This window comes from Luteibacter sp. 1214, assembly GCF_031455395.1.
Taxonomy (GTDB): domain Bacteria; phylum Pseudomonadota; class Gammaproteobacteria; order Xanthomonadales; family Rhodanobacteraceae; genus Luteibacter; species Luteibacter mycovicinus.
Map to the genome: position 1 here is coordinate 187,779 of NZ_JAVDSQ010000004.1, position 14,721 is coordinate 202,499.

Genomic DNA, 14,721 nt, shown 5'->3' on the forward strand with positions numbered 1-14,721 from the left:
GGCCATTGTAGGCGATACTTGCCGGATGACTGAACCTGAAGTGGCCGCGATCCTCGGCGCCGAAGGGCCTTTCGCCCGTGAAGTACCGGGATTCGCCCCGCGCGAGGCCCAGCAGCGCATGGCGGAGGCCGTGGCCGAAGCCATCGCCGAGCGCGACATCCTGATCGCCGAGGCCGGCACCGGCACCGGCAAAACGTTCGCCTACCTCGTTCCCGCCTTGATGTCGGGGCGCAAGGTGATCGTTTCCACCGGCACCAAGGCGCTGCAGGATCAGCTGTTCTTCCGCGATCTGCCGCGCGTGCACGCCGTGCTGGGCAGCCGGGCCAGAACCAGCCTGCTGAAGGGCCGGGCCAACTATCTGTGCCTGTACCGGCTCGACCAGTCCGTCCGCGAGGGCAACCCGGACCGGCAGCTGGCCTCCCAGCTCTCGGCGATCCGTGCCTGGTCGGCCCGCACCCGCCGTGGCGATCGTATGGAGATGGTCGATATCCCGGAAGATTCGCCGGTCTGGCCGCGGGTTACCTCCACGCCGGAAAACTGCCTTGGCGCGGAGTGTGCGTTCTTCGACGACTGCCATGTGGTGAAAGCCCGCCGCGATGCGATGGAAGCCGATATCGTGGTGGTCAACCATCACCTGCTGATGGCCGATCTGGCGCTGAAGCAGGAAGGCTTCGGTGAAATCCTGCCCGGTGCCGACGCCTTCATTCTCGACGAGGCGCACCAGATCCCCGAACTGGCCGGCCAGTTCTTCTCGCAAAGCGTCAGCGCACGGCAGATGACCGACCTGGCCCACGACGCGCTGGCCGAAGCGCAGGGGGTCACCGGTGCGACCAGTCAGCTGCTGGAACCGGTCGAGGTCGTGCAGGACCTGGTCAGGAGGCTGCGCCTTGCCATGGACTCGCTGCCGCCGAAGGGGCCTTTCGGCGCCCTGGATCGCGACAGCACCGTCCACGATCTGCTGACCGAATTGCGCGATGTCATGGCCGCGCTGTCCGATCTGCTCGGTTCGCTGGGGGAGCGCTCGCGCGGCCTGGCCAATGCCTTCGAACGCGCGCAGATGCTCAGCCTGCGGCTCGACCGCATCGCGGAGGAACACTCGGCCAGCGACGTGCGCTGGTACGAAACCTTCCCGCGTGGCTTCGCGTTGCACGCGACGCCGCTGGACCTCGCTTCGCCGCTGCGCGCCATGCGCATGGCCACGGATGCCGCGTGGATCCACACCTCGGCCACGCTGTCGATCGCGGGCGACTTCGGTCATTTCGCCCGCCAGCTGGGTATCGAGGATCCGCAGACCCTGCACGTCGAGAGTCCCTTCGATTACAAGCGCCAGGCGCTGGCCTATCTGCCGAAGGATCTGCCGGATCCCTCCGCGCGTGACTTCACCGACAAGGTGATCGTGGCGATCCGTCCCGTACTGGACGCGTCGGACGGCCGCGCGTTCCTGTTGTTCACCTCGCACCGCGCCCTGCGGCGTGCCGCCGAGTTGCTGGAAGGGCGCGTGCCCTGGCCGCTGTTCGTGCAGGGCAGCGCGCCGCGCCATCGCCTGCTGGAAGAATTCCGCGCCAGCGGTCGTGGCGTATTGCTCGGCGCGGCAAGCTTCTGGGAAGGTGTGGACGTGGCCGGCGAAGCATTGAGTGTCGTCGTCATCGACAAGCTGCCGTTCGCGATGCCGGACGATCCCGTCCTGCAGGCGCGACTCGAGGCGCTCGAGGAAGCGGGCATCAATCCGTTCATGGGCTGGCAGGTGCCGACGGCGGTGATCGCGCTGAAGCAGGGCGCGGGGCGGTTGATCCGCGACGTGAACGATCGTGGCGTCCTGGTGCTTTGCGATCCGCGCCTCAGCACGAAGGGCTACGGCAAGCTCTTCCTCGCCAGCTTGCCGCCGATGCCGCGTACGCGTGAGCTGTCGGATGTGACGGCGTTTTTGGCTCAGGGCGAATTGGCTGGTTGAGCCTGGCCGGCCCCGCCTGCGCGGCCTTGTCCAGTCGAAGCCCTCGCCTGCGGCTACCGGCCTCGAGGGTCACCCCCGCCGTCTCTTTGGTGTACCGAGGTGGGTTGGTGGTCGAGCGGGGTGTGGCTTCTTCGCTTCGTTGGCTTTTCGCGCGCAGGGCGCGCTCCTACAGGCCGCCATGTATCCCCCCATTGCGGTCGCCGTGCGGTAGGAGCGAACCCTGTTCGCGAACCCTCAGCCTCACTAAGGCGAACGAGGCCATACCCCCCAGGCAAGCGAGCGGTCCCAGCCAACGACGCGACACCACACGCCGCGACAAAACAAAGGCGAGGGCGCAAGCCGAGCCCGCGACGGCCAGCCCCAACACCCCGCGCAGTATTTCGCCAGAACTCGCCCCGTCGAAGCCACACGCCAGACGGTGGGTCACCTCACGCGGAGCCCACCATCGCCCTCACTATCGACGAGGGAGACCCCCGATGTTCCGCTGGACGCAGACGATTACCGCCAAGGTGCTTGGCATCGGGCTACTGGCCCTGCTCATGTTGATCCCACTGACCCAGGCCGACGGCCTCGTGCGCGAGCGGCAGTCGATGCGCGACACCGCGTCGGCACGCGTCGCCGATGGATGGGGCGGTGAGCAGACTATCGGCGGCCTCGTGCTCGCCGTTCCCACGCGCAGCGAAACCCACGACGCGGACGGCAAGCTGGTCGCCAGCCATGACGGCACCGAAATCGTACTGGCGGACGACCAGAGCACTGTCGCCGACCTCAGCGTCGAAAAGCGCCGGTTCGGCATGTACGAGGTACCGGTGTACACCGGCGACGTCACGTTGCGCGGTCGTATCCTGCCCGAAGACATCCGTCGTTTCGCCGCGGACAGCGGTTCGACCTGGTTTCCCGGCAAAGCGGAACTGCGTCTGCTGATCGCCGATACGCGCGGCCTGCAACACATCACCTCGGTCACGGTCGACGGCAAGCCCGTGCGCCTGGCGTCGTCGACGGCACGCATGGGGCCATACACGGTGTTGTCCACACCCATCGCCGTCGACCCGGCCCGCGACACGCCGCTGGACTATGTGATGACCCTGCGCATCGCGGGCACCGAATCGTTTTCCGCGTTGCCGCTGGCCCGCAACAACAGCGTGCGGGTCCGTTCGCCGTGGCCCGATCCGAGCTTTACCGGTGCCCTGCTACCGGGAACGCGCAGCGTGACCGCGAAGGGCTTCGACGCGTCGTGGCAGGTGCTGGATCTCAATCGGGCCTACGGGCAGCACTGGCGTGCCGACGACAAGGATGTCGAGGGGCGGCTCGAGTCGTCGGCGTTCGGCGTGAAGCTTTACCAGCCTGGCGGGGTATACCAGCAGAACGACCGTGCCGGTAAATACGGTCTGCTGTTCATCGCGCTGACCTTCGTCGCCTTCTTCCTGTTCGAAGTACTCAAGGGCCTGCGCCTGCATCCCGTGCAGTACCTGCTGGTGGGCGCCGCCATGACGAGCTTCTACGTCCTGCTGCTTGCTCTTTCCGAGCAGATCGGCTTCGGGCCGGCCTACGCGGTGGCGGCGGGGGCGGTGGTGTCGATCGTGGGCGGTTACGCCGTGGCGGCGCTGCGCGCCCGACGGGCCGGGTTCACCCTCGGCGGCGTCCTCGCGCTGGTTTACGCCATACTGTACGGCCTGATCGGCGCCGAGCAGTACGCGCTGCTGATCGGCGCGGTCGTGCTCGTGGCGGTGGTCGGGCTGCTGATGTACCTGACCCGCCGGATCGACTGGTACGCCCAGGGAACACCGTTCAACTCCACGCCGGATACGCCATGAACTTCCTCGCCATCGAAACCTCCACGGAAGCCTGCTCGGTCGCCCTCGTCCACGGCGACGAGGTGATCGAGCGCAGCGAGATCGCGCCGCGCAGGCATGCGGAACTCGTTCTGCCGATGGCCGACGAGCTGCTCGCCGAAGCGGGCCTGAAGCGCGAGGCGCTCGATGGCATCGCCGTCGGCCGTGGCCCCGGTGCGTTCACCGGGGTGCGCCTGGGCGTATCGCTGGCACAGGGCATGGCGATGGCGCTGGATGTTCCAGTCGTCACCGTGTCGTCGTTGCAGGCGCTGGCACTGGAAGCGCCGGAAGACGATGCGGCCATTCTGTCTGTCATCGACGCGCGCATGGGCGAAATTTATGTCGCGGCGTGGCGTCGCGAGAACGATGGCAGCGTGAGCCTGATGGATCGTGAGCGTGTGGACACGGCGGCCGCGCTGGTGTTGCCTGACGCATCCGCATGGCACGTCGTCGGTACGGGCTGGGCGACATACGAAGCCGTGCTGCGCGAGCGGATCAAGGCACCGATCCGCTCGGCGGACGGTGCGCTGTTCCCGCAGGCGCGGCATGTCGCGGAAGTCGCGGCGCGCATGTTCCGTGACGGTCAGGCCGTCGCACCGGAGCTGGCCTTGCCGGTCTATTTGCGGGACAAGGTGGCGCTGACCCTGGTGGAGCAGGGGCGGGCCTGAGGCTCGCCGGATCGTCAGCGCGAAACGATCACCGCCTCGATCACCGCACACACGTGCTCGAAGCACGCGTCGTCCAGCCACAGACTGTTGGTGATCGTCAGCGTGCGCGCGGCGAAATCGCGGGCGTTCGGTACATCGTCGCCGCCCGGCATGGCCTCGAGGTATTCGTAGTCGGGCAGGGCGTGGACGAACATGCGCGCCACGCCATGCCGCGATGACCACAGGCGTTTCAGCACCGCGTCGCGCATGGCTTCGTCGGGCAAACGAAGCATCAGATAGGGCCACGTTCCGCCCTCGTCGGTGAAGACGTGGACGCCGGGAATCGATGCCAGCGCGGGCACACGTGCGGCGGCCTGCGCGCGCGTGGCCTCGATAAACCCGGACAAACGTCCGAACGCGCGCGCCCCCACTGCGCGCCTCCATCGCCCCACGCGGTGCAACGGAAAGTCAGCGCTGAAATCCTCGCCCGCCGCACCGATCAGGTCGCCGCGCCGCAGCGCGCGCCGCAGCGAATTGCCGTAGGCGAAGCCAAGCCCCGACGGTCGGTACAACGCCGCGTAGCCCGCGAGTTCGAGCGAGCGACGGATTTCCCACCCCGGATGCCAGCGCACCACGCGGTGCGAGGCGCGGCGGAAGCGCTCGCGCCAGACGTCGTCCTGGGCCACCAGCAGACCGCCCTCGAAGATCGACAGGCCCTTGCCTGCCGCGAGACTGTAGAAACCGATGTCGCCAAGGGTTCCTGCAAAGCGACCGTCGATGCGCGCACCGAGTGCCTGCGCCGCGTCTTCGATGGTCAGCGCGCCAGCGGAATGCGCGATGGCATTCGCGCTGGCGACATCGGCGGTTCGCCCGCCCAGATGAGTCGGTACGACCGCCAGTGTCTGCGGACCGCAGGCGTCTTCGAGTCGTTGCGGATCCATGTCGAAGCTGCCAGGCAGCAGATCCACCAGTCGCGGCACGAGTCCGGCGCGGCGGATGGCCAGCGGCACCAGCGGGCAGGTAAAGGCGGGGATGGCGACTTCGCGCCGCGAGCGGGCGTACTCGGAGAGCGCCGTCAGCGCGACGGTCAGCGCGGCGGTGCCGGAACACTCCAGCTGCGTTTCTTCCAGACCGAGCCACGACGCGGCGAGCGCGGTGAGCGGCGCGCGGACATCGCCACCCAGGTCGGCGATGCCCAGCGGCAGGCCGGCGGTGGGCGGCGATTCGGGCTCAGGCCGGAACCACATCGCTCACCGTCTCATCGCCGCGTTCGGCGAAGGCGAGGCAGACGATGCCGGCGACGATCGCGGCGGCACCGAGTATCTGGGTGAGCGTCACCGGCTCGGCGAAGACCCACCAGGAAAGCAGCATCACGCTCACCACTTCGAGATGGGAGGCGGCGAAGGCGGGACCGATGGGTGCATGCTTGAGCAGGCTCATCCAGGTGAGGAAGGCGCCGATGTAACCGACGATGGCGCCGTAGATCCATGGATGCGAAAACACGCGCGCTAGCCACGCCGTGCTCATTTCCACCGGCAGCGCATGCGTGCCGGCGATCTTGAAGCAGACGAGGTTGAGCGTGTCGAACGCGAGCAGCAGACCGAAGCCGATGAGATAGAAACGCTTCACGAGCCGGCTCCCACGATGGCGACGCCCGCGGCGACGAGCAGGATGCCGGTGACGCGCAGCGGGCTGAGGCGTTCCCTGAACAGGAAACGCCCGGCGATCATGATCGCCACGATATTGATCGAACCGAGCAGCACGCCTTCGGACAGCGGCACCAGCGACAGGAAGGCGATCCAGACCAGAAACTCGGCGACATAACAGCCGATGCCGGTCCAGATCCAGGGCCGCGCCAGCATGTACTTCCAGCGGGCGAGGCCATCGCCTGCACGCTCATCACCGGCGGCGGCTTTGAACGCAAGCTGGCCGCCCGTGTCGAGCACGACATTGGCGATCCACAGCGCGAGCACCAGCCCGTGCATCGATCAGGCCGCCATGCGTGTGGGGCGTGCGTCGCGGGCGATGCGGCCGAAGAAGTCGGCCGTCCGCTCGATCAGCATGCGGCGTTCGCGGTCGATCGTGATCATGTGGTAGCTGTCGCCCAGCAGCAGCATTTCGATCGGGCCGCGTACGCGACGCGCGACCATGTCCGCATTGGCGACGCTGGCCACATCGTCGTCGGTGGCGTGCGCGACGAAGCACGGCGCGACGACATCGGGCAGGCGACGGCGCACGTCGCGCGCCAGCTTCACCATTTCGGCCAGCGCGTGCCACGGGTTGCCAGGCAGGCCGGCCGCGGCGCTGTCCCCGGAGAACATCGCCTGGCTGATCTGCGCGCGCAGCCGCTCGTCGCGGATGCCGAAAGGCGGCTGCTCGATAAAGCTGCGATGACGGCCGATGCCGAGACGCTTGAACAGCGGCAGCAGGAACGACAGCTTGCCGGTCCAGCCGATGGACCAGCCGTCATAACGGAAGGTGGCACCGAACACGCCGACGCCGTCGACCCAGCCGGGCTGCACGGCCGCGAGACGCAGCGCGAGTACGGCACCCATGGACAGCCCGGCGACGAACAGGCGGTCGACCCGGCCGCGAAGCTCTTCGGCGGCGGCTTCGACGCTGGCGTACCAGTCCTCCCACGAGGTGGCGACCAGGTCTTCTTCCGTGCCGCAGTGACCGGCGAGGCGAACACCGACGACCGTGAAGCCGGCGCGGTTGAGTCCCTTGCCGACCATGCGCATCTCGGCCGGCGTACCGGTGAGGCCGTGGATCAGCAGGACGCCGTCGCGACCGCCTTCGAACTGGAATTCCGTCGGGTGGCTCACGCCGGACCTCACTGACTGGTTTCTGATGGAGGCATGGTGCCGCCGCGTGGTTTCAGCCGGCTTTCTGGTCTGGCTGAAGGGGGAAACGCAGCTCCACACGAAGGCCGCCGGCCGTTGCATGCAGGAAGGTGACCCGTGCCGCATGCCGTTCGGCGATGCTTTCGACGATGGCCAGGCCGAGACCGGTGCCGTCCTCGTCCACCCCGGGCACGCGAAAGAACCGCTCGCCCAGCTGGGTGAGGAAGACGTCCTCCACGCCGGGACCATCGTCCTCCACGGCCAGTACGGCATCGCCGCCATCGCAGGCGACCGAGACGGTGACGCTGTGACCGCGCCCGGCGTAGTGGAAAGCGTTGTCGATCAGGTTGTCGATGACTTCCTGGACCTGCAGCGCGTCGCCTCGCACAAGGCAGGGCGTCTCCAGTCCTTCGTAGCCAAGGTCCATGCCCAGTCCCAGCGCCTGGTGTACGCGCATGGCGACCGCCTCGGGCACGACGGTCGACAGATCGATCACCGCCATCCCGTCGTGATCCGGAAGATCGGGCGACTGCGTACGGGTCAGCGCCAGCAGCTGCGCCGAGGTACGGGCGGCGCGGGCGGCGAGGCGGTGTACGTGGCGCAGGGCTTCCTCGCGCTGGCTGGGATCGTCGATGGCCTCGTAGCGCTCGACGTGGAGCTGGATGCCGGCCAGTGGCGTCCGCAACTGGTGCGCGGCATCCGCGATGAAGCGCTCCTGCAGACCCAGCATGTTGCGCATGCGTGCGAAGAGGTCGTCGATGGTGCGGGTCAGCGGCAGGATCTCCACCGGCACGTCTTCCTCGCCGATGGGTCCCAGATCGTGGCCGCGGCGACTCAGTCTCGCCGTCAGCGGCTCGAGCACGCCCAGACCGTGGCTCACGCCGAACCAGACCAGCGAGAGCACGGCAACGATCAGCAGCGCTTCGATCGGCAGGGTGAGCAGCAGGATCTCGCGGGCCCGGGCATGCCGGTCGCGCAGGTTCTCGGCCACCGTGATGGTCAGCACGTCGCCGTCTTCGTGGTGATTGGGCACGCGCATGATCGCGCCGCGCAGCGGGCGATGGCCCAGCGAGGTGTCGTAAAGCAGGGGTGGCGAGTCCGTGGCGACGGGCTCGCCCGGCCCGGCGAGCTCGGCGTTGCCGATCATGCGCCCGTGCCGGTCGCTGACCACCGTGTAGTAATTGCGACCGTCTGGGTCGTATTCGAGCAGGAAGCGGGCCTGTGCCGTGAGTTCCCCGCGCAGCGCATCGTTGCCGATCATCTCAGACAGCGTCAGCGCCGAGTCGGAGAGATCGGAATCGTGTACGCGGTTGGAATAGGCCAACGCGGCAAAGTAGACGACCACGGCGTCCAGCAGCAGCACGCCGAGCACCGGGACGAGCAGGAAGGTCAGCAGGCGCCGACGCAGGCTCGGTCGGGCGGAGCGCTGCGCCGCGTGGCGCCGTTCAGGCATCCGCGGCTTCTTCGAGCAGGTAGCCCAGTCCGCGGATGGTGCGGACGTTGGTGCCCGAACCCTGCAACTTGCGGCGCAGGCGGTGCAGGGCGATGTCCAGGCCGTTGTCGGTCAGGTCCTCGTCCCAGTTGCACAGGGCTTCCACCAGCTGCGCGCGGCTGGTCACCTTGTCCGCACGTGAGGCTAGGGCTTCGATCAGTCCGAACTCGCGCGCCGTGAGGTCAAGCGGCGTGTCGTCGATCCAGGCGCGATGGCCGGGGATGTCCAGACGCAGACGACCGATGCGGAATTCCGGCGCACCCTGACTGGTCCGGCGACGGAGCAGGGCGCGGACGCGGGCGTCGAACTCGGCCAGTGCGAACGGTTTCACGAGGTAATCGTCGGCGCCCAGGTCGAGCACGCGCACGCGCTCTTTCAGGCCCTCGCGTGCGGTCACCACGAGCACGGGAAGGCTGGCGCCACGCTTGCGGGCACGCGCCAGCACGTCGCTGCCGTCGAGCAGCGGCAGGCCGAGGTCGAGTACCAGCAGGTCGTAGTCGTGGTCGCGCAACGCATGGTCGGCGCTGGCACCGTCGGTTACGTGGTCTACAGCGTGGCCACCCTGTTCGAGGGAGGCTCGCACGGCCGCGGCGATGGCGGCGTCGTCTTCGGCTAGGAGGATGCGCATGGTGGACAAGGATACGCTCCGGAGTGGTTCGGGCGCATGTTGTCGCGGCAGGCTTTCGGATCGCTTTCCTGTCCCAATTGCGAACGATTCGCATTGTGGTTTACCATCCCGGGCCGCTATCGGCGTTTCAGGGGCGATCCACCACATGCGCGATACCGTCGACCGGCAAAGCCGCGCGTTCTGGCTCAAGCACCTGCATCGCTGGCACTGGATCAGCTCCGCGATCTCGCTGGTCGTGCTCCTGCTCTTTTCGGTCACCGGGTTCACGCTCAACCATGCCGGCGCGATCGAAGCATCGCCCCGGGTGGTGAGACATACGGCGACCTTGCCGCCCGGACTGATGGCGAAACTGGTCGACCCCGGTCGCAGGTCGGCACCGGTAGCGCCCGCGGTGGCCGCCTTTGTCGAATCGAAGACGGGCATGCGCATCGATGGTCGCGACGGCGACTGGAGCGAGGACGAAGTCGAGGTCGCGCTGCCGCGTCCCGGGGGCGACGGCTGGGTGAGCATCGACCGGGAAACCGGCGAGGTGCAGTCCGAAACCACCGATCGCGGCTGGCTGGCGTATGCCAACGACCTGCACAAGGGCCGCAACACCGGGCCGGTCTGGAGCTGGTTCATCGATGTTTTCGCGCTGGCCTGCGTCGTCTTCGCGCTGACCGGCCTGCTCCTGCTCAAGTTGCATGCGGGTCAGCGCCGCATGACCTGGCCGATGGTCGCCCTTGGCTTCGTCCTTCCCGTGGTCATCGCCCTCCTTTTCATTCACTGACGGAATTTCGTATGCGTCGCTTATTGCCGTTCGCCTTCTGCCTCACCGTCGCCGCGCCGGCTTTCGCCGCCGACATGAACCTGACGGTGGAGATCCCGGAGCTCAAGGTCGCCGAATACCACCGGCCTTATGTCGCCGTGTGGATCGAGCGCGAGGACCACACGGTCGCCGCCAATCTCGCCGTCTGGTACGACGTCAGGAAGAAGGACGGCGAAGGCACCAAGTGGCTGAAGGACATGCGCCAGTGGTGGCGCCGTACCGGCCGCGATCAGACCATGCCGATCGACGGCGTATCCGGTGCGACGCGCCCGGCGGGCCAGCACCAGCTGCGCTTCACCGACGGCAAGCCGCCGCTGGGCACGCTCGCCCCGGGACACTACGAAATCGTCGTGGAAGCCGCGCGCGAAGTCGGCGGTCACGAAACCCAGCGCATCGCATTCGACTGGCCCGCGAAGGCCAGCACGCATCTGTCCGCGAAGGGCAGCGCCGAACTCGGTCAGATCAACCTCGACCTCAATCCGTAACGGAGTTACCCGATGATGAAGCACGCATTCGTTCGCGCCGCACTCGGTGCCGCCCTGGCTCTCGCTCTTCCTATGGCCGCCCAGGCGCACAAGATGTGGATGGTGCCGTCCGCCACGGTGGTTTCCGGTGACGACGCCTGGGTCACCGTCGATGCCGCCGTCTCCAACGAGTTGTATTACCCCGATCATTTCCCGGCACAGCTCGACCAGCTGGTGATTACCGCACCGGATGGCAGCACCGTGCAGGCGGAGAACGAAAACAAGGGCAAGTACCGCAGCACGTTCGATCTGGCCGTGCCGCAGAAGGGCACGTATCGCATCGCGCTGGTCAACCAGGGCGTATTCGCCACGTACGAACTGGACGGCCAGAAGAAGCGCTGGCGCGGTGCCGCCGCGGACCTCAAGACGGGCCTGCCCGCGAACGCGAAGAACGTCGAAGTCAACGAAATGGCCTCGCGTGTCGAGACCTTCGTGACCCAGGGCTCGCCGAGCACGGGCGCGCTGAAGCCGACGGGCAAGGGCATGGAACTGGTCCCGGTGACCGCGCCGAACGATCTCGTGTCCGGAGAAAAAGCGACCTTCCAGTTGCTGGTGGACGGTAAGCCGGCCGCGGATGTAAAGGTCGTCGCCATCGATGGTGGGACACGCTATCGCAATGCGCAGGATGAGATGGACACGACGACGGACAAGGACGGGAAATTCTCGTTTACCTGGCCCGCCGCCGGGATGTACTGGGTGAATGCTTCGGCCGAGGACAAGAAGACCTCGACGAAGGAAGCGAAACAGCGTCGCCTGGGCTATACGGCGACGCTCGAGGTGTTGCCGCAGTGATCCGGGCGGTCGCCCGCAGGGCGGGTGCCCGACGGGCGTTTGTCGTCCCGGCCGTTTTAGTGCTGCTGGCGCTGATGGTCTCGCCCGGGGCGGGCGCGAAGGATGTGCGCCGCTTCGAAGGCGACACGATGGGGACGACCTGGTCGGTGAATGCCGTGTTGCCCGATGGCGCGGACGATCGCGCCATCGAGGCGGGCATCCAGACCGAGGTGGATCGCGTCGTCGCGCAGATGAGTACGTACGAGCACGACTCCGACCTCAGCCGGTTCAACCGTGCACCGGCGGGCACGTGGCAGACGTTGCCGCCGGAGTTCTACGGCGTGCTGCGCTATGCGCTCGGGCTGGCGAAGGATTCCGGTGGCGCGTACGACCCGACGGTGGGACCGCTGGTGAACCTGTGGGGATTCGGCCCGGACAAACGCCCCCGCGAGGCGCCGACCGCCGCGGAGATCGCGGCAGCGCGGGGACGCGTCGGATGGGACCGCATCCGTCTCGATGATGCGGGCCATCGCGCGTGGCAGCCGGGTGGCGTCTACGTGGATCTGTCGTCGGTGGCCAAGGGCTTCGGTGTCGAACAGGTGGCGCGTTTTCTCGATGCATCCGGCGTCGCGGCCTATCTGGTCGAGGTCGGCGGGGAGTTGCGCGCGCACGGCCGCAAACCCGACGGTACGCCCTGGCACGTCGGTATCGAGCGTCCGGGCGCGGCTTCCGGCGCGCTCGATTCGCCGGACGAGGTCGAGCGGATCGTTTCGCTGACCGATCGTGCGATCGCCACCTCGGGCGATTACCGCCACTATTTCGAAACGGGCGGCAAGTTCTACTCGCACCATATCGATCCGCGTACGGGCTTTCCCGTGGCTCATCGCATCGCCTCGGTCAGCATCATCGCGGACGACTGCATGCATGCCGATTCGCTGGGCACCACGATGACCGTGCTGGGGCCGGACGAAGGCATGGCGTACGCCAGGCGCCACGACATCGCCGTGCTCTTCATCCTGTACGGCGAGGATGGAAAATTCATCGAGCGGATGTCGCCGGGTTTTTCGAAGGCGCTGCATCCGTGACGAAGCGGGACCGATTCTTGCGGAGCGATGCGTGAGGGTGCCGATCGGACAGATCGCGATCGGTATCGCGCTGGCCGCCGTGGCCACGTGGTTCGCGACCCTGCACGATTTTACCGGCACGCAGGCGTCGGACTGGCCGCGCACGGGGCTGGCTTCCGCGATGGTCGTCGGGTGGGCTGTCCTCACCGTGACGCTGCACCGGCGACGAGCTCCCGTCGCTGTCGACACCGGTTCGGACACCATCCACGTCGTGTACGCCACGCAGACCGGCTATGCGGCCGAACTCGCGAACCTCACGGTGGCCACCTTGCGTCACGGCGGCGATGCCGTCGCCTTGCAGTCGATCGACACACTGACCCCGGCGACGTTGCAGGGGGCGAAACGCATGCTTTTCATCGCCAGCACGACGGGCGAAGGCGACGCGCCCGATCCCGCTACGGGTTTCCGCCGGGACGTCATGGCCGGTGCGCTGGCTCTGCAAGGCCTGTCGTACGGCTTGCTGGCGCTGGGCGACCACGATTACGAGGACTTCTGCGCCTTCGGGCACGACCTCGATCGCTGGTTGCGCAGCAGTGGCGCCGCACCGGCTTTCGATCTTGTCGAAGTGGATAACGGCGATCCGGGCGCGCTGCGTCACTGGCAACACCACGTCGCCGAGTGGGCCGGTTCACCCGAGGCGCCCGACTGGGTGCGTCCGGCTTATCAGTCGTGGCGGCTGGTCGAACGCCGGTTGCTCAATCCCGGCAGTGCCGGCGGCCCATGCTTCCACATCGCCCTGGCACCGGTGGACGCGGCGCATCTGCGTTGGGATGCGGGGGACGTTGTCGAAATCGGACCGCGTCGTGGGCGCGATGATGAACAGATACATCCTCACCGCGAGTATTCCATCGCCTCGCTGCCCTCCGATAAAACCCTGCATCTGGTGGTCCGTCAGCAGCGGGACGCCACGGGGTCGCTGGGACTCGGCTCGGGCTGGCTGACCGCACTTGCCGATATCGGTGACGCGGTCGATCTGCGCGTCCGCCGTAACGAAGGCTTCCATGCGCCGGGCGACGACCGTCCTATGCTGCTGATCGGCAATGGCACGGGGATCGCGGGTTTGCGTGCCTTGCTGAAAGAACGTGTGGCACGCGGACACGTGCGCAACTGGCTGATCTTCGGTGAGCGGCACGCCGGCGTCGATCGTCTCCACGTGGATGAGCTGGAGCGATGGCGAGCGGACGGCCGGGTCGAACGGCTGGACCTGGTCTGGTCGCGCGAGACGCAGGGCCCGCGTTACGTGCAGGACCGTCTGCGTGCCGCGGCTGATGACGTGCGCAGCTACGTCGACGACGGCGCCGCGATCTATGTCTGCGGCAGCCTCGCGGGGATGGCTCCCGGTGTGGATGCGGCCTTGCGCGGCATCCTCGGCAAGCGGGCCGTCGACGACATGCTCGCCGACGGCCGCTATCGCCGCGATGTCTACTGACGCTCAGACCACGCGCAGCGTCACGACGCCTTCTTTGTAGCTTTCGAAACGCAGCGCGGTCAGGTCGGCGATCCACTCGACGTCGTCCGCGATTTCTTCCGGATGATCGCCCGCGATAGCGATCACGCGCGAGCCCGCCGCCCGTCCCGCATCGATGCCCGCTTTCGCGTCTTCGAAGACCAGGCAGTCCTCAGGCGCCGCACCCATGCGTTTTGCGCCGAGCAGGTAGCCCTCGGGATGCGGCTTGCCGTCGGTGACGATTTCACCGGTGACCATGAGCGGCGGCGGCACGATCCCGGCCGCGGCCAGACGCCCGGTGGCCAGGGTGGTGTCGGCCGAGGTCACGATGGTCCACGTTTCCTGAGGCAGCGCGGCGAGCAGTTCGAGCGCGCCCGGAATCGGCACGATCCCTTCGACGTCGTTCACTTCCTCGTTGTACAGGCGCTCGTACGCGGCATTCACGTCCACACCCGGCGGGGCGAAACGGCGCACCGAATCCAGCATGCGCACGCCGTGCAGACGGGGGAGGACGTAATGCCAGTCCAGACCGTTCTCGTCACACCAGCGTTTCCAGATCTTCTCGACGAGGACGCGTGAGTCGATCAGCGTGCCGTCCATGTCGAAGAGCAACGCGCGGGTCTGGATGACCGTGTCCGATTCAAGTCGCATGGT

Annotated in this window: 15 protein-coding genes; 8 read left to right on the forward strand and 7 right to left on the reverse strand. The window is 67.3% G+C overall.

The features are described from left to right. The first annotated feature begins 25 nt into the window (after positions 1–25). From J2X57_RS11720 to tsaB, 3 genes are all read left to right on the forward strand, one after another. Positions 26–1,951: an ATP-dependent DNA helicase gene (locus J2X57_RS11720; RefSeq protein ID WP_309867219.1), complete on the forward strand. Its 1,926-nt coding sequence runs from the start codon at positions 26–28 to the stop codon at positions 1,949–1,951. A 476-nt stretch (positions 1,952–2,427) separates the two neighbouring features. Further along, positions 2,428–3,765: a cell envelope integrity protein CreD gene (creD, locus tag J2X57_RS11725; RefSeq protein WP_308847353.1), complete on the forward strand. Its 1,338-nt coding sequence runs from the start codon at positions 2,428–2,430 to the stop codon at positions 3,763–3,765. After that, entirely contained in the window at positions 3,762–4,451 is a 690-nt protein-coding gene (tsaB, locus tag J2X57_RS11730) for a tRNA (adenosine(37)-N6)-threonylcarbamoyltransferase complex dimerization subunit type 1 TsaB (RefSeq protein ID WP_036110982.1), read from the forward strand. Before creD ends, tsaB begins: the two co-directional genes overlap by 4 nt. Before the next feature lie 14 nt (positions 4,452–4,465). Here the strand turns inward: tsaB and J2X57_RS11735 are convergent, their stop codons facing one another. Genes J2X57_RS11735 through J2X57_RS11760 form a run of 6 tightly spaced genes read right to left on the reverse strand, consistent with a single transcriptional unit; the run spans position 4,466 to position 9,393 of the window. Next, a complete protein-coding gene (locus tag J2X57_RS11735) occupies positions 4,466–5,677 on the reverse strand; it encodes a DegT/DnrJ/EryC1/StrS family aminotransferase (protein WP_309867223.1) in 1,212 nt (403 codons plus the stop codon). Beyond that, entirely contained in the window at positions 5,661–6,059 is a 399-nt protein-coding gene (locus J2X57_RS11740; protein ID WP_036110988.1) for an EamA family transporter, read from the reverse strand. Before J2X57_RS11740 ends, J2X57_RS11735 begins: the two co-directional genes overlap by 17 nt. Then, positions 6,056–6,415, reverse strand: a complete 360-nt coding sequence (locus J2X57_RS11745; RefSeq protein ID WP_043695425.1) for an EamA family transporter — start codon at positions 6,413–6,415, stop codon at positions 6,056–6,058. The genes J2X57_RS11740 and J2X57_RS11745 overlap by 4 nt, the downstream gene beginning before the upstream one ends. Before the next feature lie 3 nt (positions 6,416–6,418). After that, a complete protein-coding gene (locus J2X57_RS11750; protein ID WP_254857347.1) occupies positions 6,419–7,255 on the reverse strand; it encodes an alpha/beta fold hydrolase in 837 nt (278 codons plus the stop codon). Between the two features lie 52 nt (positions 7,256–7,307). Next, complete coding sequence (locus tag J2X57_RS11755; protein WP_309867231.1) at positions 7,308–8,726, reverse strand: sensor histidine kinase N-terminal domain-containing protein; 1,419 nt, start codon at positions 8,724–8,726, stop codon at positions 7,308–7,310. Further along, positions 8,719–9,393: a response regulator gene (locus J2X57_RS11760; RefSeq protein ID WP_036110998.1), complete on the reverse strand. Its 675-nt coding sequence runs from the start codon at positions 9,391–9,393 to the stop codon at positions 8,719–8,721. The genes J2X57_RS11755 and J2X57_RS11760 overlap by 8 nt, the downstream gene beginning before the upstream one ends. A gap of 145 nt (positions 9,394–9,538) precedes the next feature. Here J2X57_RS11760 and J2X57_RS11765 point away from each other — a divergent pair, with 145 nt between their 5' ends. The 5 genes from J2X57_RS11765 to J2X57_RS11785 are packed head-to-tail and all read left to right on the forward strand — an operon-like array spanning position 9,539 to position 14,049. Further along, entirely contained in the window at positions 9,539–10,162 is a 624-nt protein-coding gene (locus J2X57_RS11765) for a PepSY-associated TM helix domain-containing protein (protein ID WP_343106380.1), read from the forward strand. Between the two features lie 11 nt (positions 10,163–10,173). Further along, positions 10,174–10,686 (forward strand): DUF2271 domain-containing protein, encoded by a 513-nt coding sequence (locus J2X57_RS11770; protein ID WP_043695422.1) that lies wholly within the window; start codon positions 10,174–10,176, stop codon positions 10,684–10,686. A gap of 15 nt (positions 10,687–10,701) precedes the next feature. Continuing rightward, on the forward strand, positions 10,702–11,517 hold the full coding sequence (locus J2X57_RS11775; RefSeq protein WP_309867526.1) for a DUF4198 domain-containing protein: 816 nt from the start codon (positions 10,702–10,704) through the stop codon (positions 11,515–11,517). Then, positions 11,514–12,581 (forward strand): FAD:protein FMN transferase, encoded by a 1,068-nt coding sequence (locus J2X57_RS11780; RefSeq protein ID WP_309867238.1) that lies wholly within the window; start codon positions 11,514–11,516, stop codon positions 12,579–12,581. Before J2X57_RS11775 ends, J2X57_RS11780 begins: the two co-directional genes overlap by 4 nt. A 31-nt stretch (positions 12,582–12,612) precedes the next feature. Next, on the forward strand, positions 12,613–14,049 hold the full coding sequence (locus J2X57_RS11785; protein ID WP_309867241.1) for a sulfite reductase subunit alpha: 1,437 nt from the start codon (positions 12,613–12,615) through the stop codon (positions 14,047–14,049). 3 nt (positions 14,050–14,052) lie between these two features. On the opposite strand, the gene J2X57_RS11790 is transcribed toward J2X57_RS11785, so the two are convergent. After that, positions 14,053–14,718: an HAD-IA family hydrolase gene (locus J2X57_RS11790; protein ID WP_309867244.1), complete on the reverse strand. Its 666-nt coding sequence runs from the start codon at positions 14,716–14,718 to the stop codon at positions 14,053–14,055. Between the last annotated feature and the right edge of the window lie 3 nt (positions 14,719–14,721).

Bases quoted from the DNA above. Each gene is read 5' to 3' on its own strand.
- J2X57_RS11775 (WP_309867526.1), top strand. From the start codon at position 10,702: ATGAAGCACGCATTCGTTCGCGCCGCACTCGGTGCCGCCCTGGCTCTC.
- creD (WP_308847353.1), top strand. From the start codon at position 2,428: ATGTTCCGCTGGACGCAGACGATTACCGCCAAGGTGCTTGGCATCGGG.
- J2X57_RS11745 (WP_043695425.1), bottom strand. From the start codon at position 6,415: ATGCACGGGCTGGTGCTCGCGCTGTGGATCGCCAATGTCGTGCTCGAC.
- J2X57_RS11765 (WP_343106380.1), top strand. From the start codon at position 9,539: ATGCGCGATACCGTCGACCGGCAAAGCCGCGCGTTCTGGCTCAAGCAC.
- J2X57_RS11735 (WP_309867223.1), bottom strand. From the start codon at position 5,677: ATGTGGTTCCGGCCTGAGCCCGAATCGCCGCCCACCGCCGGCCTGCCG.
- J2X57_RS11770 (WP_043695422.1), top strand. From the start codon at position 10,174: ATGCGTCGCTTATTGCCGTTCGCCTTCTGCCTCACCGTCGCCGCGCCG.
- tsaB (WP_036110982.1), top strand. From the start codon at position 3,762: ATGAACTTCCTCGCCATCGAAACCTCCACGGAAGCCTGCTCGGTCGCC.
- J2X57_RS11760 (WP_036110998.1), bottom strand. From the start codon at position 9,393: ATGCGCATCCTCCTAGCCGAAGACGACGCCGCCATCGCCGCGGCCGTG.
- J2X57_RS11720 (WP_309867219.1), top strand. From the start codon at position 26: ATGACTGAACCTGAAGTGGCCGCGATCCTCGGCGCCGAAGGGCCTTTC.
- J2X57_RS11755 (WP_309867231.1), bottom strand. From the start codon at position 8,726: ATGCCTGAACGGCGCCACGCGGCGCAGCGCTCCGCCCGACCGAGCCTG.
- J2X57_RS11790 (WP_309867244.1), bottom strand. From the start codon at position 14,718: ATGCGACTTGAATCGGACACGGTCATCCAGACCCGCGCGTTGCTCTTC.